This is a genomic window from Magnetovibrio blakemorei (assembly GCF_001746755.1).
Lineage (GTDB): Bacteria > Pseudomonadota > Alphaproteobacteria > Rhodospirillales > Magnetovibrionaceae > Magnetovibrio > Magnetovibrio blakemorei.
The window spans coordinates 59,135-79,828 of the sequence record NZ_MCGG01000042.1 but is presented as its reverse complement, the minus strand read 5'-3'; the positions used below and the strand labels follow the sequence as shown (position 1 = coordinate 79,828).

Here is a 20,694-nt window from a genome sequence, read left to right as displayed (position 1 = left end):
TCTCCCGTTGGCGATACTCCAGGGATCTCGATTGTCGGAGGTGGCAGCGGTGATGAAGACACGGCTGTTCCGATCGGCATTGTTGTGACACCAGTGGACGGCGAAACGCTGGCCAATGTTGTGATCAGTGGCGTGCCCTCGGGTGCAACCTTGTCGCTGGGCACAGACAATGGCGATGGAAGTTGGACTATATCTGGCGATGAGTTGTCAGGCTTGTCGAACTTGACCATGACACCGGATTTGAACTACAGCGGCACGCCGACTTTGGGCGTAACGGCGCTCACCAGTGAAGGCGGTACCGTTACCGTCAACGCGCCACTCACCGTCGTTGCCGTCGCGGATGCGCCGACGCTGACGTTGAGTTTGGGTGATCCGAGTGAAGTTGCAGGATTCTTGCCTGACATAGCAGAGATGGATCACGATATTTCCAACATCGTGATGTATCTGGATGATGGCTCAGGAAATATTTCCAAAGTTAAGGTTGAAGATTTCCCTGGGCATGGTCTGGATGATGTCAACGACCTTGGAATTCAAGAGTTCTTGAATGAAAACTATCCGGACTCAACCTTGGTGGGGCTGACCGTCAAGGCTGGTGATAATCACACACCGGGCTTTGGTCCGGGTGAAGGTGAAATGGTGTATGTCCAGCCCGGCATGACGGTGTCGGATTTGCCTGTCGCCGCTCATGCGGATACGACCTTTGCGTATGGCGATTCTCTTGAAGGTTTGGAGCCGAGCTCAATTGGTGGCGATGGGGATATGGTTTACCCTGTTGAGATCACCACAGCGTTGACCGATACGGATGGTTCCGAAGAGTTGTCTGTTGTTGTGAGCGGTGTGCCGACAGGCGTGACCTTGTCCGCCGGCACGGATAACGGCGACGGCACCTGGAGTGTTGCAACAGGCGATCTGAGCGGTTTGACCATGACGGTTCCTGCAGGAACCGATGGCTTCAACCTGAGCGTCACATCGACATCGACCGAATTGTCGAATGACGATTCCGCCAGCGCTTCGGCCACGGTTGCCGTGGGTGATGTTGCTGCGGACTTGAACCCCAGCGTGGATTCGATCAATGCCACGGGTAATGAAGATACGACGATTGCGTTGGATATTACGGTCAGTAATGCTGATGCCGTGACCATCACCCATATTTCAAACGGCACATTGTCTGCCGGTACGGATAATGGCGACGGCACGTGGACTTTGACACCGGCGCAACTCGATGGCTTGACGTTTACTCCGGACCAGGATTGGAGCGGGTCCTTTGATATCGGCGTGACGGCGACTTCGGCTGATGGTGACGCTGCCTCGGCGACGTCCACTGTGAATGTCATTCCGGTTGCCGATGATGCAACGGTTTCCGGTACGGCTTCGGGTGCGGAAGACACGGCGATTGCTTTGGACATTACGGCTGCGGTTGGCGATACGGATGGATCGGAAGCGATCACCCAGTTCACCATCACGGGCATGCCGGAAGGGGCAACGTTGTCGGCTGGCACGCACAATCAAGATGGCAGCTGGACGTTGAGCCCGGCGCAGCTTGAAGGCCTGACGATTACGCCGCCGTCGGATTATTCCGGCAACTTCGAGCTGGGCATCACCGCGCAGGTGGTGGACACGGCTGGTAACTTGACCGACAGCAGCACGGCCACGGGCACCATCGGTGTCGACGTGACGCCGGTTGCCGATGCGCCTGAACTGAGCACAACGGGTGCAACGGGTAATGAAGACAGTGCCATCCCGTTGAACATCTCCACGGCGGAAACCGACACGGATGGTTCAGAAGTGATTTCCATCACCATCACGGGCGTTCCGACGGGTGCCCAGCTGTCGGCTGGTACGGATAATGGCAACGGCACGTGGACGCTGTCGCCTGAACAGCTGACCGATTTGGCCATCACTCCGCCTGCTGACTACAACGGCACGTTCGAGTTGGGCGTGGTGAGCACCTCGACCGATACCTTGGGTAATGTGAGCGACAGTGCCACCAGCACGAGTTCGCTAACGGTTACGGTTGCGCCGGTTGGCGACACACCGGGTATCTCGATTGTTGGCGGTGGCAGCGGTGACGAAGACACGCAAATTCCGATCGGCATTGTGGTGACCCCGGTGGGTGGCGAAACGCTGGCCAACTTGGTGATCAGCGGCGTGCCTTCGGGAGCGTCTTTGTCGCTGGGTACGGATAATGGTGACGGAAGCTGGACGATTTCCGGCGACGAGCTGGAGAGCATCAGTTCTCTCACCATGACGCCTGAGCTGCACTACAGCGGCACGCCGACTTTGAGCGTGACGGCTGAAACCAACGAGGGCGGCACCGTCACCGTGAATGCTCCGGTCGCCGTTGTTGCGGTTGCCGATGCGCCGACACTGGATGTGTCTATCGGTGAAGGCGTGACGACCGATGCGATGGGCAGCCTGACGTTGGAGAACGTGGGGCAAGCCAGTGCGGGTTATGAAAACACCATCGGCTGGTACCGGATGGATGAAAATGGCGAGCCTGTGGAAGGCGGCGTGATCTGGGCCGATGCAAAGCAAGATGTCGGCGATAGCTTCACTCTGGATGGCGTTGATCCCAGCACCATCGGCTTCTTCCTGTTGTCGGATGGCGGGACGCAGAACCCGAACCTTGCCAACGGCGAGGCTGTGACGTTCCAGCAAGACGGTAGCGGACATTGGCAAGCTGTTGATAGCAACGGCACCGTACTTACGGCAGAAAGCGGAGGTGGACTGTTCTTCACCAACCCGACGCTGAATGCGGACGGTTACGATCATGAAGCGGATAGCGGAGCTATCGGCAACATGAACTGGGAAGATCTTGTCAGTGGTGGCGATCATGATTTCAATGACGTCAACCTGAACTTGACGACCCAGGCGGGCAACGGCGAAGCCACCACGGCGTTTGATTTGGATATCACATCGAACCTGGTTGACCAGGACGGTTCCGAGACGTTGTCCTTGCTGGTCGCGGGTGTGCCGGAAGGTGCGACCTTGTCTGCCGGTACGGACAATGGTGACGGCACGTGGTCTTTGACCCCGGCGCAGTTGACCGATCTGCAGATCATTACGACGGGTGACGTAACGGCGGACTTCGATTTGACGGTCACGGCGACAGCGACCGAACCCAATGGCGACACCGCGTCGGTGAGCCAGACGGTTGGTGTTGATGTTCCCGATGTGGTGATCCCAACGGTGACATTCGAGGCCGGTGCTTCCGGTGACGAAGATACAGCCATTGCGCTGAACATCACTGCGACGGATGCAGCCAGCGTAAACATTTCCGGTTTGCCGGAAGGGGCGACGTTGTCGGTGGGTACGGACAATGGTGACGGCAGTTGGACGGTAACGCCGGAACAACTGGATGGCCTGACCATGATGCCGGGTGAGAACTATAGTGGCACGTCGGATATGACGGTCACGGTGACGAGTTCGTCTGGCGATACGGCATCGACGACGTCGAATGTCGAAGTGGTGGCTGTTGCCGATGCCCCGACGTTGAGCGTCAGTGTTGGCGAAGGAGTCAGCACTGAAGTCGGCACAGGTGCCGGTGAGACGCTGGCTTCTGAAGATTTCACCGACGGTGTTTCCGGTTGGAGCGGTTGTATTTCTGGCGAAAACGGCGGAATGAGTATTGATTACAACGACACCGCGACGAAGACCTTTGATTTCGGTGCGGAAAACGCTGGTCAGACAGTTACTGTTTCGTTTGATATCGACAGCTATGGAAGCTGGGATACAAGCGGTTGGAGCCAGGACTACTTCACTGTTGCGGCCAATGGCGAAAGCGTTATCAGCACCTCCGACAACAGTGCGAACCTGTCGTTTACGGCGACCTTGGACGAAAACGGCCAGTTGAAAATCGATATGGCTGTCGATGCTACTGCGTCTGATGAAGGCATTCTGTTGGACAATTTCCAAATTGTCTCTGGCGATGATTGGGGTGGGACCGAGACGACAGTCTTCGATCTGGATATCACCTCGAACTTGGTCGACACAGATGGTTCTGAAACATTGTCGATCACGGTTGACGGTATTCCAGAGGGCGCAAGCCTGTCGGCTGGTACGGACAATGGTGATGGCACCTGGACCTTAACGCCCGCGCAGTTGAGCGGCTTGCAGATTACGACGACTGACGCCGTAACCGCAGACTTCAACTTAACGGTCACGGCGACGACGACTGAACCCAACGGCGACACCGCTTCGATCAGTCAAACCGTTTCTGTTGATGCATCGGATGTGGAGATCCCGACGGTGACATTCGAAGCCGGGGCTTCCGGTGACGAAGATATGGTCATTCCGTTGAATATCATGGCGACCAATGCGGTCAGCATCAACATCTCCGGCTTGCCGCAAGGGGCGACGTTGTCTGCCGGTACGGATAACGGTGACGGCAGTTGGACGGTGACACCGGAACAACTGGATGGTCTGTCCATGACGCCAGGTGAGAACTATAGCGGTGCGTCGGATATGACGGTCACGGCGACGAGTTCGTCTGGCGACACGGCGAGCATCACGTCAAGTGTTGAAGTGGTGGCGATCGCCGATGCCCCGACGCTGAACGTGTCTTTGGGCAATGGCGTGACCATCTCGGGCGGCGAAGAGGTAGATGTCTCTATCAATGCCAATAACATGAAAGACACCGATAGCGGCTTTACGGTTTCCGCACGTAGCGTTGATGGTAATGGAAACTTGTCCGAGCCATCAGCCGATAAGCTGACCGTTAACGCCAATCCGTCCGGCTTTGGTGTTGCGAATGGTGTCGGTTCTGGCGATGCTGCCGAGCTGGGGTATGCTGGCAATGGCGTATCCGAGCAAATCATTGTCGACTTTAATGGCGATGTGTCTTCGGTGGCTGTCGAGTTTGCTTGGCTGCACAGCAGTGAAACGGCTGAGTATGAAATTTACCGTGATGGTGTCCTTGTTGGTCAAGGCACGGTTGACGGTATTACCGATGCGATTGATCCGGCGGTTCATTTCACCGCGACCGATGGCGGCACGTTCGATCAGATCGTGTTCTCTGCACCGGGTTCAGGCGATGATTACCTGATCCATTCCATCACCACGACACTTACCGAACCCGGTGAGACGGTGACAGAATTCCCGCTGACGATCAGTTCCAATTTGTTCGATACCGATGGTTCTGAAACCTTGTCACTGGTGGTTGGCGGTGTTCCGGCAGGGGCAACCCTGTCTGCCGGTACCGACAACGGTGACGGCACCTGGACGCTGACCCCGGCACAGCTGGGCGATCTGACGGTCACCGTGCCGAGCACGGTGAGCGCCGACTTTGACCTGAATGTCACAGCGACAGCGACGGAACCCAACGGCGACACCGCGTCGGTGAGCCAATCCGTTTCCGTCCTTGTGTCGGACCTTGCGGCTGAGGCCCCAACGCTGACCACAGCGATCGGAGAAGCAGAAGTTACCGAAGGCGTTGCGGCCACCACTGATCTTGATTATGACAACATCAACTTCGGTGCAGGTGCGGGTGCGGATGCCGGTTCAGATGAGAAAGAGGACTACCTTTCGAAATATGATGATGAATGGGTCGGCAACTACAAAGATAACGATGTCGATGGCGGAAGCGGTAGTGACGTGCTTGCTGGTAAAGGTGGTGCGGATGAAATCGAAGGCGGCTCTGGCAACGACCTGCTGTTCGGTGGCGCTGGTGCCGACAACCTTGAAGGTGATGACGGCAACGACATCCTCTTCGGTGGTTCCGGCAACAATGTGCTGTCGGGCGGTTCTGGCGATGACTTCATCATCGGCGGTTCCGGTAACGACGTTATCAGTGGTGGCGACGGCAACGACGTGATCTTTGCTGGCGGCGGCTACAATAAAGTCGATGGTGGCTCTGGCAATGACGTTATGGTGTTCACCGGCGTTCGTGCAGATTACCTGTTCACCGAAATGGATGATGGCCAGTATGTCGTCGAACATTTGGATGGCGGTGCCGACGGTGTGAGCTTGGTCGAAAACATCGAGACCTTCCAGTTTATGGATGGCCAATACGGTGTGGATGACATGTCGGCGACCAACCCGGAAGACGGTATGTTGTTGACCTATGACATCACCATCGAAACGGGCCTGACGGATACGGATGGTTCAGAAACGCTTTCCGACGTGACGATCTCCGGCGTTCCCGATGGCTCAGCCTTCAGCGCGGGTACCGATAACGGAGACGGCAGCTGGACATTCGGTCAGAACGACTTGAATGGCCTGACCTTGCAGGTTGACCAATCTGTCGGTGACGACTTCTCGCTCAACGTTTCGGTGACCTCCACTGAAGCCAACGGCGACACGGCCACCAGCACGTCAACCATCGAAGTGGTCTTGCCCGAAGATGTGGGCGGGTCGGATATCGTTGGCGACACTACTGCCGACGCTCTGGATCCCTTGGCCGCAATGTTCGATGACAGCGACACCTTGACCTTTGGTGGGGAGCAATACGACATCAGCTCGCTCACCGATGGTGACACGGCCGACAATTATGGCGGCTTGTCCCCGATGGGTGCCAAGGTCGAACAAGAAGGCTACGATCCTGCCGATAACGACACATCGGACGGTTACTCTTCGACGGACACCGGTGCCGACGGCGTTGGTCCCGACTTCGATAATTGATTTGAGTCACCACACTCAAACATGCAATGCGGCGACCGTTACGGTTGCCGCATTTGCCTTTGTTACATATGTGAATTTGAAGGGGGCGCATGGGGTGTGATGTTCGTCATAGGCGAACATCCATTTTCGTGTTCCAGTACCTCCCCCCCCTTAAGGAGATTGTTATGCCAACGTTTGAAGTGATTATGTACAACGAGGATGTGCGCAAATGCCTTAAAGAAGGCGATCACCACAGACAGCTGTCCGATGACTGGGGGGATAGTCATTACATCGAGATCAAAGCTGAAAACGAAGACAGCGCCTTGGCGAAGATCGAGACTCGCTACCCGGCAAGTGATGGATTTGTTGTTGAAGGAATCTCGCAAACCTGAGGGCATTGCCTTAGCATTTGCAGATGAATAGGGGCTGGCCCCTGGAAAGCTCTCTTACTCATCCTCAAGCGAAGTTTCCGGACGCTCACGGTAGTGTGCCCATTTGGCCTTACCATCACGATTTTCCAAGAAGTTAATCAACGCCGACACGGGCTTTCTGTCGAACTTGCTTCCGGTGTCGGACAGCAAGATGTCAGAGACCTTTTCAAACGACATGGCATCGCGATAGGCGCGGGCACTGACCATACCGACGAAGGCGTTGGCGACGGACAAGATGCGTGCGGTTTCAAGGATGTCTTCGCCCTTTTTGCCCAACGGCCCGTTACCGTCCCAGGTTTCGCCCAAATCGCGGATGGTGTTGACCACAGGGCCTTCGAAGGTTACGTCCTTCAACAAGTCGACACTGACCAAGTAGCTGGTCGTCAAGGTCTGACGTTCATGCGGGGTCAAATTACCGGTTTTGGTCAAAAGCTCCGGTGGAATGAAGATTTTGCCCAGGTTCATCAGGCTGCCCGCAATGTCCACGGTCTTGGATGACACTTCGTTTTTGCCCATTTCCTCGGCAATGGCTTTGGCGACTTCGGCCACATGGGACGAATGATTGGCCGAGAAGGGATCGCGCCTGTCAACCACGCTCACCAGTGTGTCAATCAGTTGGCGCAACATTTTTTCGCTGCGCCGGCGCTCCCGGGTGAGCTCCGTAATGTCTTCCAAGATCATCAAGATACCGGGCGGATGGTTGCGATCACCACGTAAAGGAATGTGATCAGACTTGATGACCTTCAGTTCATCGGCATCATCGTCGTCATCGTCACCAAAAGTGCTGATGTGCATTTCACGACAGCCATCCCGGTCATCGGTCTCTAAAAACCGGGTGAGGATTTTGTCGTTGATGTCGGTATAGACACTGGCTTTGACGGGGCCCATGACCGCGGCCATGGTTTTGCCCAGCATGTCGCCCACGGGAATTCCGGCTTCTCTGGCGGCGGGTTCGTTGGCGTAGGTATAGACCGTGTTGCCATTGACCGCGACGATACCGGCAGGGTGAGAGTTTGAAATCAGGTTCATGAATTTGGACAGGTTTTCAAACTGCTCGGACGACAGTTTGAAGTTTTGTGCCGCTTGGGTCGCGCGCAGCGATGAACCGTGACGCCACACCGCAAAGACCGCAACGGTGACGCCGACAATGATCAAAATGAACACGGTCAACAGCGTGGTCAGGCGGGTTTCTGTTTCCGCCAGGGCTTCGGCACGATTGATTTTGCGGATCAACACCCAGGGTGCGCCGGAAATGGGGCGGGAGATCATCAGAACCTCTTCCCCCAGATAGTCGCGTTTGAGACCGAACCCGCCGGGTGACGTGAGGGCGAAGGCTGCGGCCAAATCCGGTGTGTCCATCGCCAAGGCCCGCTTGAGCGGCAAAGTACCGTCTTTCAGCGCCGAGAGGTATTCCGCCGTAATGCCCTGTTTGCGCACCAAATATGTTTCCCCGGTTTCGGTGGTCTGACCAGGTTGCACCAGTTTGGCGTAAAGGCTTTCATCAACCACCTTAACGCCAATTACGACACCGAGCGCCTTGGCCCCGCGGCCGTCGTCTTGAATGCCATAGACGGGCAGGGCGAAGCCGATGGTGGGCAGGTTAGAGGGGCCAACATAGATATCAATGACCGTGGGCTTGCCCTTTAAGGCCTCCATGGCGGCGTCTCTTAAGGCGCCGATCATGGGCGGCATGCTGGGTGAAGAGGCAACGGGCAGGCCTTCGGCGTCGACAAGACCAAGCCCGGCAATGCCGGCGCGTTCGATGTTGGCGGATACTTCTGCGGCTTCAACGGGTGGTTTAAAGCCGGTGCGCTCAGCCGTTGCGGTCAAGATGTTGCGCAAATAGGTGGTTTCGGCAGCGCCATCGGACTCGGACGTTGCAAACGGATCTTCCGGAGCACCAGGAGCCTTAGGCGCTTTGGCATTGGCGATTTCGCTCATGTAAAGCTGGAGAGAGGCGTTTTCCGCCAGTTCACGCATGGCTTTCAAATTGCCATCGAGCCATTCATCAATGGCGGAGGAACGCGAATCGGCCACGATGCCGAGGCGAATTTGCCATTCTTGAAGCGACCGGGCGCGTTCGTCTTCAACAAATTTGAAGGCCCCAAAGATGGAACCGCCAACCGCGGCAAGCATCAAAAACACCCCAATAAAAACGAATTTATTGACAGGACGCTTGGCGTCTTCCAGTTGTGCGACGGCCTCTTTTTTGGTGCTGTCGGCGGTGGAATCTGACTTTGTTTGTGGCGCGTCGTCTGTCACCTGGCTCTCCCCTTGAGGAATCATGCTAAACTTCAACGATTCCGGGACTCTACCGATATTCAGCCACCCTGGCAAAGGGGAATTGCCTTTGCGCCTTTTTGCTGGCTTCATATATACTATCTCAGAAGGCCTTTGAGCTTATAGGAAAACCCACCATGTCGTGTCATGAGCCAGCCCACGGGTATGTGACAAAGCGTCCGCGCGCCTTGCGGAGGTTCGTGCTTTGTGTGGGTGTTGTGTTGTGCGTGGGCGTGTTGGCCCCGCGTGTCCAGGCTGCAAGCACGCCGAGCATATTTGACACCTTAGAGCAAAAATCCACAAATATGAGTGCGTTTACCAAATGGAATGAGGCCATTGAGCGCTATTCCAAAGAAACCGCCGCTTCAAAAAAGGGAGAATGCGGCGAAAAGAAAATTAGATAAGTGCAATTTTGACAAATGGATCAAGTTTTTGGACGGGATTAAGGACAAAGATATTGTCAGCCAAATTCGGGAAATCAACGATTACATGAACCGTGCGCCCTATATCACCGATCCGGTCAATTGGGGGCAAAAGGATTTTTGGGCTACGCCTGGCGAGTTTATGTCAAAATTCGGCGATTGCGAGGATTACGCCATTGCTAAATTTATGTCTTTGTTGTTGTTGGGTTATAACGAAGACGATTTGCGGGTCGTGGCGGTGAAAGACCTCAATCTTAAAATTGGACATGCGATCTTAGTGGTCTATTACAAAGACAAACCCTATGTTTTGGACAATCAGATCAAGCAAGTGGTCCCAGCCAGCAAAATCAAGCACTACCAGCCCGTCTTTTCCATCAATCAAAAAGCGTGGTGGAAGCATCTGCCCAAGGGGTAAAGGACTTATGTAAGCCCTTTACCATCCCGGCTTAGGCTTGCGCACCGCGTGGGTCGCGCCCTGAACGACGATCTAGTTCGCGGCGGTCCGCTGTTGCGCGGCGCTCGTCATTGGCCCGGCGTTCGATCTCGACGCGAAAATAGTCTTGGCGGCGATCACCAATCATGTCTCGTTGTTCGGTCGTTATGCGGCGGTCCGATTCTGTACGGCGGGGGGCCGTTCGGTCTTTACGAGAATGGGGCAGGTTGAGCTTATCCATTGTACGTCCTCAAGAGTGTAATTATTGTATTTTTTTTCTCATACAACCGAAACCAACACATTGCAAGAGTGGGTTCTGTTGGCGATGGGGGCAGACAACGCAAACGATACCTTTTTCATTGGCGTTTTTCACCGAATTGCCTATGTTCGCGCAGCTTCATTTTGGATTGTACCCCCGCACAAACTAGGGTCAATCGCTTTTGTTTAATTCTTGGCCCTGTGAACTCATGTCGCATCTCGTCAATTACATTGAAAACCGGCGCACCTTCGCCATCATCGCGCACCCGGATGCGGGTAAAACGACCTTGACCGAAAAGCTGTTGCTGTTCGGTGGCGCCATTCAGTTGGCGGGTGCGGTGAAAGCACGCGGCGATGCCCGGCGGGCACGATCGGATTGGATGAAGGTTGAACAAGAGCGCGGCATTTCCGTCGCCAGTTCGGTGATGACCTTCGATTATGGGGAGCAGACCTTCAATCTGCTTGATACCCCCGGTCACGAAGACTTTTCCGAAGACACGTATCGCACCTTAACCGCTGTAGACAGCGCTGTAATGGTGTTAGATGGTGCAAAGGGTGTGGAAAGCCAGACCAAAAAGCTGTTTGAAGTGTGTCGCCTGCGCGACGTGCCGATTGTCACCTTCGTCAACAAAATGGACCGCGAAAGTCGCGATACGTTTGAGATTTTGGACGAAATTGAGCAGAGCCTTGCGCTCGACGTCACCCCTGCGACCTTGCCCATCGGCATGGGCCGGGACTTTTTGGGCTGTTACGATCTGATCAACGATCAACTGATTTTAATGGAGCGCACCAAGGGCAGTAAAATCGGCGCAGGGATAAAGGTTGCAGGCTTGGACGATCCCAAGCTCGATGAACTGCTGCCCGCCCATGCGGTGAAAAAACTGCGTGAAGATGTTGATATGGCGCGTGGTCTGTGTCCGGAGTTTGACCATCAGGCCTATCTGGAAGGCACCATGACACCGGTGTTTTTCGGTTCGGCGGTGAACAATTTTGGCGTACGCGAATTGCTGGACGGATTGGCTAAATACGCGCCGTCACCGCGACCCCAACAAGCGTCGACTCGCATGGTGCAGCCATCAGAACCCAAAGTCACGGGCATCGTGTTTAAAATTCAAGCCAACATGGACCCCAAACACCGCGACCGCATCGCCTTTATGCGCATCAATTCGGGCCACTTTAAACGCGGCATGAAGCTCAAGCACTTGCGTTCGGGCAAGATGATCAACCTGCACAATCCGGTGCTGTTTATGGCCCAAGACAGAGAAGTTGCCGAAGAAGCCGTCGCTGGCGACATCATCGGCATTCCCAACCACGGCAACTTGCGCATTGGCGACACGCTGTCGGAAACCGAAGATCTGCGCTTTATCGGGGTGCCGACGTTTGCCCCGGAATATCTGCAAAAAGCCCGTCCGGCCGACCCTTTGAAAGCCAAGCACCTGGGCAAAGCTTTGCAGCAAATCGCGGAAGAGGGTGGGGCGTGTGTGTTTAAGCCCAACCTGGGCGCCGATTGGATCGTCGGTGTGGTGGGACCGTTGCAATTTGAAGTGCTGGCGGACCGCATTCGCACGGAATACGAAATCCCCGTGCATTTTGAACAAACCGAGCTTTACACCGCGCGGTGGATCGAAGCGCCCGATGACAAGCAGCTCAAAGACTTTGTTGATTCAAACCGCGGCGCCACCGGCGTGGACCATGACGGCGCCCCCGTTTACATGGCCCGCAACGCTTGGCATCTCAACAAAGCCACTGAAGACTTCCCGGCCATCAAATTGCAGAAAACCAAAGAGCAATCTCTGGTTTAGACCTGTTTTCGGGGACGGGTAGGGTTGGGTTTCGGCCGGGCTTTGAAAGCTGATCTCCCCCTCAGCCGTTCCTGCGACGCCCCTTAAAACACGGGGCAAATTGAGGACGTGATCTCTTTGTTTTGGGCATAGAGGTGGACCCAAACGCGCAGATTTTGGCCGAGGGCGGCCTTAAGTTCTGGGGTTGCCGTCGGGCAAGCCAGCTTGGCCACGGAAAGTTGTTCCATCCGGCTCAGGGTTTTGAGGTAGGAGACGTCTGAATCGGATGTTACATTAACAACAACATCAACCATTTTGGCATCGGAAGCGGGCTTAATGGACGCCAGTTCCCATTTTTTGTTGGGGGGCGTGATGGCATAATGCACAGACAGCGCCGAGATCGCATCGTTTACATTGCTTGAATCGCCACAGGCTGTGACGCTCATCAGCGCAAAACAGCCAAAAATTTTGACACTTGTGGTGATGACCTTCATGACGAACGCGATCTCCTGAGGTGGCTAACGATACACTACTTGGCCTTGGCTTTGATTTTGACGCGGCTTGTGACTTGGGTAACCTTTTCAATGCCTTTGACCACCGATATGGCTTTGTTCAGTTCGTCTTTGGTGAAGGCGCGGCCAAACAAAAACACGTGACCGCCAATGGACCGCCAACGGAAATTGGTGACGTTGACGACTTTGGCATCCAGCAGTTGCGCGTTGATTTTGGTTTCGATAACGGTGTCGTCAACGAAGCCTTCAACCAGGCCTTTTTGTTCGGCCTTGGGGATGATCAAAACGTCATTGTAAAGGGTTTTGACGTCTGCAACACCACCCACGAGGCGTCCGGCCTCAGCACGCAATTTGTCGTCTTCGACGATGCCGGTGATCATGACGTCTTGTTCGTAGACGTCGGCGTTAAACGCAATCATGTCGGTGCCCAGGCCGTCGGTGATGGTGGCATAGATTTTGGCTTTGATTTCCGCATCTTTGGCAATGTCGCCCGCACTACGGTCCTCAACCACGGCTTCGACCGCACCTTTGACGTAAGACAAGGGATTGAAATCAATGGCTTGAGCTGGGTGTACAGCAACAAATAGGCTTATCAAAGCGGCAGAAAAAGGAAGTGTTCCGGCTGTAAAACGCATGGTTTCGATCCTAATTAAAAAATATTGTTCTCATCTACGTATCTTGGGCGTGCTGCGGTGAAAGTCCACAAAAATACATATCTTTATTCAGCCATAAGGGTAATGGCGCGTTGCTGGGCGTCTTCAAAGTTGACGGCGAACTCAATGGGCGGGCAGGACTTTTGGGCACACATGTCATTGAGAATCTTGCGCGGTTGCGGCTGTACCCGGCACAGTATGATCTGCGTGCCTTGGCTGTGGGACTGCTCAAAGACCTTGAGCAGCGCGGTGACGCCGGTGGCGTCCATGAAAGGCACATAGCGCATGCGCAAGATAAAGACCTTGGGCGCTTGGCCGATGTGTTCAAGGACTTCGCTTAACCGGGCGGCGGCACCAAAGAAAAACGGGCCGTTGATGGTGAACACGGTGACGTCCTCAGGCAGGGCGGCGTCAACGCTGTAGGGGGCGGAGATGGGATCGGTCAGGTCGTCCACGTCTTCGTCGATCAGTTTGTGGTGAGTTTCAATTTCCACCGCTTGGGCCATCCTGTGCATGAACAAGATGGCCGCAAGCACGACCCCGGCCTCAATCGCCGCCGTCAAATCCACCAAAACGGTGAGCAAAAACGTCGTCAACAGCACCAAGCGGTCTCCGGCGGGGGCGCGCATGAGGTGGCGAAAGTGCTGAAATTCGCTCATGTTCCAGGCCACGATCGTCAACACCGCAGCCAGTGCCGCCAGCGGCACGAAGGGCATCAAGGGGGCCAAAATCATCATGAACAACAACAAAAAGGCCGCATGAAAAATCCCCGAAAGAGGCGAGCGTGCACCGGCACGGATGTTGGTTGCGGTGCGCGCGATGGCACCTGTTGCCGGGATGCCGCCTAAAATGACAGAGCCGATATTGGCCAGTCCCTGGGCCACCAATTCGCAGTTGGACCGGTGTCGGCGTCCGGTCATACCGTCCGCCACCACGGCCGATAACAGGGATTCAACACCCGCCAAGAACGCAATGGTGAAGGCGCTGGGCAGCAACATGACCAAGCGATCAAAGGTGAAGGCGCTGAAGTCCGGCAATTGCGGCGCGGGCAGCATGTGGGGAATTTCCCCAAAACGCTGGCCGATGGTGTCTGAGTCCAGACCGAACCCCCAAACGGCGATGGAAGCGCCGACGATGGCGATCAAAAAGCCGGGGGCCTGGGGGGCGGTCTTGCGCAAAATCACAATCGTCGCCAACGCCGCAGCAGAGATCAGCACCGTGACGGCGGAAAAGCTGGACAGGTGCTCGCCGTAACCCACCCACTTATCGACAAAATCAGGTGGGGGAGACGCGATTTGCAAACCCAACAAGTCTTTGACCTGGCTGGAAAAAATGATCACCGCAATGCCCGCCGTAAATCCCGTCACGACGGGGTAAGGGATGTATTTGATGTAGGTGCCCAACTGGGCGAAGCCCGCAATCAGCAAAAACACCCCGGCCATCAATGAGGCAATCACCAGTCCCTCGTAGCCGAACTCATGAACCACATTGAACACCACGACCACAAACGCACCGGTCGGTCCGCCAATTTGAAAACGGCTGCCGCCGAAAAACGAAATGATAAAACCGCCGATGATGGCGGTGTACAAGCCGCGCTCCGGGGGCACGCCAGATGCAATCGCCAAGGCCATAGCCAACGGCAAAGCTACGATGGCAACGGTCAAGCCGCTGATGGCATCGCTTTTTAAATCGGAAGCTCCATAGCCTTCCCGTAATACGGTGAAAAGCTTAGGAATAAACAGATGCCACGTTGGCATGATGCGGGCTCATTTCATCAGGACGGGGTTGTGCGGTGTATACCCAATTGGGGCGCAACCACATGGATTGCGCCCCAAAAAAGGTCTTTGATTATAGGGCCTTTCGCTGCCCCCGTGTCAATGTCTACGTGTCAATGCTCGCGTGGGAATGAGGTTAAATAACCCCCAGCATTTCCGCCACCAGCGGGTGACGCACCACGTCTTCGTCTTTCAGGCGCACCACGCCGACGGTGTCCAACGCCTCAAGGCGCTTTGAAATGTCGGCGAGGCCCGAGATGCCGGGCAACAAATCCGATTGGTCAGGATCGCCCGTCACCACCATGGTCGAATGCCAGCCCATGCGCGTCAGCAACATCTTGATTTGCGTGTAGGTGCAGTTTTGCGCTTCATCAATGACCACAAAGGCGTTGTTTAGGGTGCGTCCGCGCATGAACCCCACCGGGGCAATTTCAATTTCGCCGTTTTTCATCATGGTTTTGATGTTCTTGCCACCCATACGGTCGCCCAGGCTGTCAAACAAGGGGCGCAGATAGGGGGCGATTTTTTCTTCCATGTCGCCGGGCAGGTAACCAAGGCTTTCGCCCGCTTCGACGGCCGGGCGGGTCAATACGATGCGTCCGACTTGGCCTTTTTCAAAAGCCTCAACTGCTTTTGCAATGGCCAAATATGTTTTGCCCGTGCCTGCCGGTCCAAGCGCCATGACCAGATTGTGAGTGTCGATGGCTTGCATCAAGGTTTTTTGCCCCTCGCTGCGGGGGCTGACGTTTTTGACGTAGCGCTGTTCGCGTTGCGCATCCAGGGCGTCTGGGCCATCTTTCAAGGGATGCCAGTGTCCGTTGCTACTGCGCTCGTCTGGATACAAGGCGTGAACGTCGGCTGTTTCGGCGGAAGATTGACGGCGATATCTTTTACCCATGATGCACTCCAAAAGTTGGTGTTGAGCCCAAACAACAAACGCCCCCGAAACGGAGGCGTTGGAAATTTGTGCAAAGGAGGAAGTGGATGGTTCGTGAAACAAGGAAGGCTCGGGAAATAATGTGATCCGCGAGTGATGCCAACGCGCCGGAACCCGGAGACCCAAATGCAGAGGCTGCAAGTGGAGGGGGACTGGTTTCGTGGCGAAACCCTAACCCTAATCCAAATTCGTTTGTGTTTAGCATCGTGGTTGTCTCTCCTCGCGAATCGACCGATGCAATCATTTTACCAAATGATGTGTTAAAGATTTTGTTTATGCGCAGGGTTTTGTTTTTTTTCTCGCAAGGCCCGAGCTGGTGCCATCGCCAGAAGCCCCGTTGTGAACGTTAAACACGCCGCCCCTAAGGCAATGGACGAGATTTGCAAACCCGCATCCAAAAGCCATCCCACCAGCATGGGGGCTAAGGCGGTGGAAATCACCGCCAGCGATGAGGTGAGCGATCGAATGGCTCCCAGATGGCGCACGCCATAGGTTTCTGCCCATGCGGCGCTGATTAACATCGAACTGGCCCCAACGGTCAAACCGCCCAGGCCAAGATACAACGGGGCCGACCACGGCTGGTCCAGCAGTGCCACGACCAAGAGCGATAACGTGAGCGGCAACACAAACAGCGGCAACACCTGGCCAGGCCCGTGTTTGTCCACCAGCGACCCGGTCAACAGGCTGGACAGCACCGACGCCCCGGCAAAGGCCGGGAAGCTGGCTGCCAGCAAGCTCAGGTCCCAGCCTTTAGAGGTGGCGATGGCGACTTGGTGAAAAAACAATCCGGTCATGATGAACGGTCCCATCAAGGCGGCGGGCACGATCATTTGAAAGCGCCAATCGCCGACCAATTGGCGCTGGCTCAAGGACGTGTCCGCTTGGTCTTCGGCCTTGAGGCGTTCTTCCAGCTTGGCGTGACGCACACCGTGGCCTTTGAGCAGCCACAGTGCCAACGGCAGATGTAAAGCGATGATATAAAGCGCAAACCCGCCCCACGCTTCGCGCCACGTGAGGGGTGAGAGGATTAACACCAAAAGCCAAGGAAACGTCGCCTCGGCAAAGGGAAAGCCCAAACCCACGACGCTCATGGCGCGTCCGCGGGCGGTGTCGAAGTACCGCGCCATGCTGATGACGGCGGTGTGGCGCAACAGCCCTTGCCCAAACAGCCGCAGACCGACAAAAGAAATTGCGACAATCCAGGGGCTGTAGGCCACCGCCATCAAAGCGCAAGACAGGGCCAGGCCGACCAGCACAACAGCAGCGAAGGCGCGCAAATCTACCCGGTCGATTTGGCGCCCGGCCCATAAGATAATCCCCGCGCTGATGAAGGTGGCCCCACCATAGAGGCTGCCAAATTCACCGTGACTGAGCCCGAAGTCGTCGCGAATGTAGGCGCCGAACAACGAAATGAAAAAGGTTTGGCCAAAATTGCTGGCCAATGTGCAGGCCAACCCGAAGCCTAAAAAACGCAGATTTTGCACCAAAAATGCGAAGGCGTTCATAGGGGTTATTCGGCTTTGTGGGCGCAGTCGATGCACACTGGGGTGGCGGGGTCCATGTCTAAGCGCTTCGCCTGAATGGCTTCGCCACACGAGACGCAAAAGCCGTAGTCATTTGAATCCAGGCGTTTCAATGCCGCTTCTATGCGTTTCAGCTCAATCTCCCGACGGCGTTCTGTTTCCACCTGCATGGCTTGGTTTTGCAGGGCATCCATGCGCGAGAGACGGCCGACAGCGGTCTGGTCCAAGACCACCACGCCACGTTCTTCGGCGGTGGTTTTGGCGTCGTGCAAAAGCTCTTGGCGTTCTGCTTCCAGGCGTTTGCGTATGGATTGGGGGTCGGTGTTGTGCATTTATTTTGACTTCGGTTGTTTAAAATAAACCCGTTTAGATCACCATATTAGCAAGAATTCTCATGAAGTCTTTCTATTTCCGGAGAGCTGTGGTCCCAAAATATTCTTGGAATAGGACCGTTCGGCACCAAATATAAAATTACGATGTTTGGGAAGTTTCCTTTTGGAGATTAAAACGGAGGGACGACAAATGATTGTTAAGACCATCTTGGATGAAAAAGGTCCTGAGCTTATCAAGGTAAAACAAACCGATAGCGTGCGTATGGTCGCCCAAGTGTTTAAGGCGGAACGCATTGGCTTCGCCCTTGTTGATGACAGTGCAAATAACCACGTCGGGACGATTTCAGAGCGCGATATTGTGCAAGCCATTGCCGATGGTGGAAACATTGAAGGCATGATCGCCAAAGACGTGATGACGCAAAACGTTGTCAGCGTTGGCCCCGAAGAGACCATAGAAACGGTGCGCGATATCATGACGGCACGACGCACCCGCCATGTTTTGGTCAAAGACGAGGGACTTGTGGTCGGGGTCGTGAGCATCGGCGATGTGATCAAGCACAGCTTGGCGGAATGTCAGATCGACACCGGGCAGCTGCGTGAATACATCACCGGAACGGGCTATCAATAGGGGCAAATAACTTTATAAGGCGTCAACGCGATGTCTGCGCAGCTTTGCTGACGGAGTTTCGGCTGGCGGTGCTTTGGGATGCGTCTTTTTGTTGGGTTGCGGGCGGGCGAACACCCATTCGTGTTCGTCCGACGCTCCCGGCTGGAACGTGTAGCCGTCCAGGTTGAACGTTTTTATCTGCTCAGCATCGGTGATTTTGTTTTGCACAATCCAGCGCGCCATACGCCCGCGTGCCCGCTTGACGAACAGGCTCATGGTTTTGATTTCGCCGTTGTCGCGGATTTCTTTAAAATTCGGCGTGATGACGCGCAGGCCCGCCGCGCTCAGTTCGTCCCCGCGGGCGGCCTTGAAATATTCAACGCTGGCCAAACACACGACGGTTTTGGTTTTACACGCTTTGGCTTGGTCCAAAATTGCTTGTGACAAGCGGCTTTCCCAATAGTCGTAAAGATTTTTGCCTTTCGGGTTTTTGAGGCGCGTGCCCATGTCCAAACGGTGCGGGCGGATCAAGTCCAGAGGTCTCAGTTTGCCGTAAAGACCGTTGAGAATGATCAGATGGTCTTGGGCGTATTCAAGATCATCCGCGCTTAACGTTTCCGCATCCAGGCCAACATAGGTGTCACCGGCAAACATCCAGCACGCCGGCTTGGCGTTGTCGGGCGTGTGGGGAAAGGAAAAAACTTTGTAATAGTCTTTCACCAACGCCGCTTGGTTTTCACTGATGTGCATCAGCTTTTCCATCTCAGCCGTCGCCAGCTTGCCGGCGAGTTTGGCCAGCTTCGTGGCGTCGTCGGGATAATCCGGCGTGCTCAAGCCCTGCGTGTTTCTGTCCCATTCTTTGAGGTTCAGACGCTTGGCGGGGGAGATGATACAAAGCATGATGAATTTCTCATTTAGACTTGTTCCAAAGATAAATGCACGGTAGGCCAGAAGGATGTCCCCGTCAAAATGAGATGTAAGGAAACCGCTCAGATGATCACCGTGTACGGCATCAAAACCTGCGACACCGTTCGCAAAGCCCTGAAATGGTTGACGGATAAGGGCATCGCACACACCTTTCACGATTTTCGGGCAGATGGCCTTGAGGCTACCACGGTGCAACGTTGGATTGACGCCAAGGGATGGGAATCGGTACTCAATAAACGCTCTGCAACGTGGGGGCAATTGAGCGATGCGGACAAGCGGGGCCTTGATGGTGCGCGCGCCAAGAAACTGATGGTGGCCAATCCCACACTGATCAAACGCCCCGTGTTTGAAGGGGAAGACTTGTTTTTACAAGGCTTTACGGATGAAGTGCGTCAATCCATCGCGGCAAAGCACGGCAAAATATAGTCCAATTAGAGGGGGCTTTTTTTTACGGGTGTCGTCTGTGCGCGCAATTGCCAAGCGGGTCCTAAAACCTTATGATCCGCACCTACTGAGACCAAATGGGAAAACCTTCGTTTGAGGTTTGTGGGCGTGGTCTGTTGGAGAAGAATTTTTTTGAGGGACGCTATTACATGAAGACCCGTCGCACCGCACTGGCTTTGGTACTCTTTTCTGCTTTCACATTTTGGGGCACATCTGTTTTTGCAAACACAGCACAAGCCGGTGACGCCACGGCACAAGTTTTCATTGAAGGCTTGGCCCAGGAAGCTGTGCAAGCTCTGACCGCCGATGGCGTCTCACGCACCGACCGCGTCAACCGTTTTCGCGAATTGTTGCAGCGCAATTTTGATGTGCCGCTGATTGGCAAATGGGTGTTGGGACGGTACTGGCGCACGGCCACGGATGCGGAAAAAGAAGAATACCTTCGTTTGTTCGAAGAATACGTGGTGATCACCTATGTCGAACGCTTCGATCAATATTCCGGCGAACAGATCAAGGTTGTAAAATCTGTTCCCGAACCGGGGAATGATGCGGTGGTTTATTCCGAAATTCATCGTCCTTCGGGCGGCGAGCCGATCCGCGTCGATTGGCGGGTCCGCAATGATGCCGATATCTACAAGATCATCGACGTCTATGTGGAAGGCATTTCCATGAGCCAATCGCAGCGCAAAGAGTTTACCTCCGTCATTCGCACGCAAGGCGGCAAGGTCGGCGGTCTTCTGGACGTTTTGCGCACGAAAGTCGAAAGCCTCTCCCATTGAGGG

Annotated in this window: 16 protein-coding genes; 7 read left to right on the top strand and 9 right to left on the bottom strand. The window is 55.0% G+C overall.

Annotation, left to right across the window (positions count from 1 at the left end):
- Positions 1-84: 84 nt before the first annotated feature.
- On the top strand, positions 85-6,618 hold the full coding sequence (locus tag BEN30_RS12045; protein ID WP_211563393.1) for a tandem-95 repeat protein: 6,534 nt from the start codon (positions 85-87) through the stop codon (positions 6,616-6,618).
- A 164-nt stretch (positions 6,619-6,782) separates the two neighbouring features.
- Positions 6,783-6,989, top strand: coding sequence for a hypothetical protein (locus tag BEN30_RS12040; RefSeq protein ID WP_069958588.1), 207 nt, complete (start codon positions 6,783-6,785; stop codon positions 6,987-6,989).
- A 54-nt stretch (positions 6,990-7,043) separates the two neighbouring features.
- On the opposite strand, the gene BEN30_RS12035 is transcribed toward BEN30_RS12040, so the two are convergent.
- Positions 7,044-9,290 (bottom strand): HD domain-containing phosphohydrolase, encoded by a 2,247-nt coding sequence (locus BEN30_RS12035; RefSeq protein ID WP_170827043.1) that lies wholly within the window; start codon positions 9,288-9,290, stop codon positions 7,044-7,046.
- A 450-nt stretch (positions 9,291-9,740) separates the two neighbouring features.
- On the opposite strand from BEN30_RS12035, the gene BEN30_RS12025 reads away from it, so the two are divergent.
- Positions 9,741-10,145: a transglutaminase-like cysteine peptidase gene (locus BEN30_RS12025; RefSeq protein WP_069958571.1), complete on the top strand. Its 405-nt coding sequence runs from the start codon at positions 9,741-9,743 to the stop codon at positions 10,143-10,145.
- Between the two features lie 31 nt (positions 10,146-10,176).
- Here the strand turns inward: BEN30_RS12025 and BEN30_RS12020 are convergent, their stop codons facing one another.
- The gene (locus BEN30_RS12020; protein ID WP_069958570.1) at positions 10,177-10,404 is read right to left on the bottom strand and encodes a hypothetical protein; all 228 of its coding nucleotides are present in this window, start codon (positions 10,402-10,404) and stop codon (positions 10,177-10,179) included.
- A 226-nt stretch (positions 10,405-10,630) separates the two neighbouring features.
- On the opposite strand from BEN30_RS12020, the gene BEN30_RS12010 reads away from it, so the two are divergent.
- Complete coding sequence (locus BEN30_RS12010) at positions 10,631-12,223, top strand: peptide chain release factor 3 (RefSeq protein ID WP_069958568.1); 1,593 nt, start codon at positions 10,631-10,633, stop codon at positions 12,221-12,223.
- 83 nt (positions 12,224-12,306) lie between these two features.
- Here the strand turns inward: BEN30_RS12010 and BEN30_RS12005 are convergent, their stop codons facing one another.
- From BEN30_RS12005 to BEN30_RS11980, 6 genes are all read right to left on the bottom strand, one after another.
- Positions 12,307-12,696, bottom strand: a complete 390-nt coding sequence (locus BEN30_RS12005; RefSeq protein ID WP_069958567.1) for a hypothetical protein — start codon at positions 12,694-12,696, stop codon at positions 12,307-12,309.
- 35 nt (positions 12,697-12,731) lie between these two features.
- A complete protein-coding gene (locus tag BEN30_RS12000) occupies positions 12,732-13,349 on the bottom strand; it encodes a BON domain-containing protein (protein WP_069958566.1) in 618 nt (205 codons plus the stop codon).
- Between the two features lie 83 nt (positions 13,350-13,432).
- A complete protein-coding gene (locus tag BEN30_RS11995; RefSeq protein ID WP_069958565.1) occupies positions 13,433-15,124 on the bottom strand; it encodes a SulP family inorganic anion transporter in 1,692 nt (563 codons plus the stop codon).
- 154 nt (positions 15,125-15,278) lie between these two features.
- Positions 15,279-16,040 carry a PhoH family protein gene (locus tag BEN30_RS11990; protein ID WP_069958587.1) on the bottom strand — a complete coding sequence of 254 codons (762 nt, stop codon included), beginning with the start codon at positions 16,038-16,040 and terminating at the stop codon, positions 15,279-15,281.
- Between the two features lie 299 nt (positions 16,041-16,339).
- Complete coding sequence (locus BEN30_RS11985) at positions 16,340-17,584, bottom strand: MFS transporter (protein WP_084005466.1); 1,245 nt, start codon at positions 17,582-17,584, stop codon at positions 16,340-16,342.
- A 5-nt stretch (positions 17,585-17,589) separates the two neighbouring features.
- On the bottom strand, positions 17,590-17,934 hold the full coding sequence (locus BEN30_RS11980; RefSeq protein WP_069958564.1) for a TraR/DksA family transcriptional regulator: 345 nt from the start codon (positions 17,932-17,934) through the stop codon (positions 17,590-17,592).
- 190 nt (positions 17,935-18,124) lie between these two features.
- On the opposite strand from BEN30_RS11980, the gene BEN30_RS11975 reads away from it, so the two are divergent.
- The gene (locus BEN30_RS11975) at positions 18,125-18,562 is read left to right on the top strand and encodes a CBS domain-containing protein (protein ID WP_069958563.1); all 438 of its coding nucleotides are present in this window, start codon (positions 18,125-18,127) and stop codon (positions 18,560-18,562) included.
- A gap of 12 nt (positions 18,563-18,574) precedes the next feature.
- Here BEN30_RS11975 and yaaA read toward each other — a convergent pair whose 3' ends face one another.
- Positions 18,575-19,441 (bottom strand): peroxide stress protein YaaA, encoded by an 867-nt coding sequence (yaaA, locus tag BEN30_RS11970; RefSeq protein ID WP_069958562.1) that lies wholly within the window; start codon positions 19,439-19,441, stop codon positions 18,575-18,577.
- A gap of 93 nt (positions 19,442-19,534) precedes the next feature.
- Between yaaA and BEN30_RS11965 the strand changes: the two genes are divergently transcribed.
- Both BEN30_RS11965 and BEN30_RS11960 read left to right on the top strand, forming a co-directional pair.
- A complete protein-coding gene (locus BEN30_RS11965; protein ID WP_069958561.1) occupies positions 19,535-19,894 on the top strand; it encodes an arsenate reductase in 360 nt (119 codons plus the stop codon).
- A 167-nt stretch (positions 19,895-20,061) separates the two neighbouring features.
- Complete coding sequence (locus tag BEN30_RS11960; RefSeq protein ID WP_069958585.1) at positions 20,062-20,691, top strand: MlaC/ttg2D family ABC transporter substrate-binding protein; 630 nt, start codon at positions 20,062-20,064, stop codon at positions 20,689-20,691.
- The last annotated feature ends 3 nt before the right edge of the window (positions 20,692-20,694 follow it).

Coding starts and splice junctions, on each gene's coding strand:
- BEN30_RS11980 (WP_069958564.1), bottom strand. CDS start 17,934: ATGCACAACACCGACCCCCAATCCATACGCAAACGCCTGGAAGCAGAA.
- BEN30_RS11985 (WP_084005466.1), bottom strand. CDS start 17,584: ATGAACGCCTTCGCATTTTTGGTGCAAAATCTGCGTTTTTTAGGCTTC.
- BEN30_RS11995 (WP_069958565.1), bottom strand. CDS start 15,124: ATGCCAACGTGGCATCTGTTTATTCCTAAGCTTTTCACCGTATTACGG.
- BEN30_RS12005 (WP_069958567.1), bottom strand. CDS start 12,696: ATGAAGGTCATCACCACAAGTGTCAAAATTTTTGGCTGTTTTGCGCTG.
- BEN30_RS11975 (WP_069958563.1), top strand. CDS start 18,125: ATGATTGTTAAGACCATCTTGGATGAAAAAGGTCCTGAGCTTATCAAG.
- BEN30_RS11965 (WP_069958561.1), top strand. CDS start 19,535: ATGATCACCGTGTACGGCATCAAAACCTGCGACACCGTTCGCAAAGCC.
- BEN30_RS12000 (WP_069958566.1), bottom strand. CDS start 13,349: ATGCGTTTTACAGCCGGAACACTTCCTTTTTCTGCCGCTTTGATAAGC.
- BEN30_RS11960 (WP_069958585.1), top strand. CDS start 20,062: ATGAAGACCCGTCGCACCGCACTGGCTTTGGTACTCTTTTCTGCTTTC.
- BEN30_RS12020 (WP_069958570.1), bottom strand. CDS start 10,404: ATGGATAAGCTCAACCTGCCCCATTCTCGTAAAGACCGAACGGCCCCC.
- BEN30_RS12010 (WP_069958568.1), top strand. CDS start 10,631: ATGTCGCATCTCGTCAATTACATTGAAAACCGGCGCACCTTCGCCATC.
- yaaA (WP_069958562.1), bottom strand. CDS start 19,441: ATGCTTTGTATCATCTCCCCCGCCAAGCGTCTGAACCTCAAAGAATGG.
- BEN30_RS11990 (WP_069958587.1), bottom strand. CDS start 16,040: ATGGGTAAAAGATATCGCCGTCAATCTTCCGCCGAAACAGCCGACGTT.
- BEN30_RS12040 (WP_069958588.1), top strand. CDS start 6,783: ATGCCAACGTTTGAAGTGATTATGTACAACGAGGATGTGCGCAAATGC.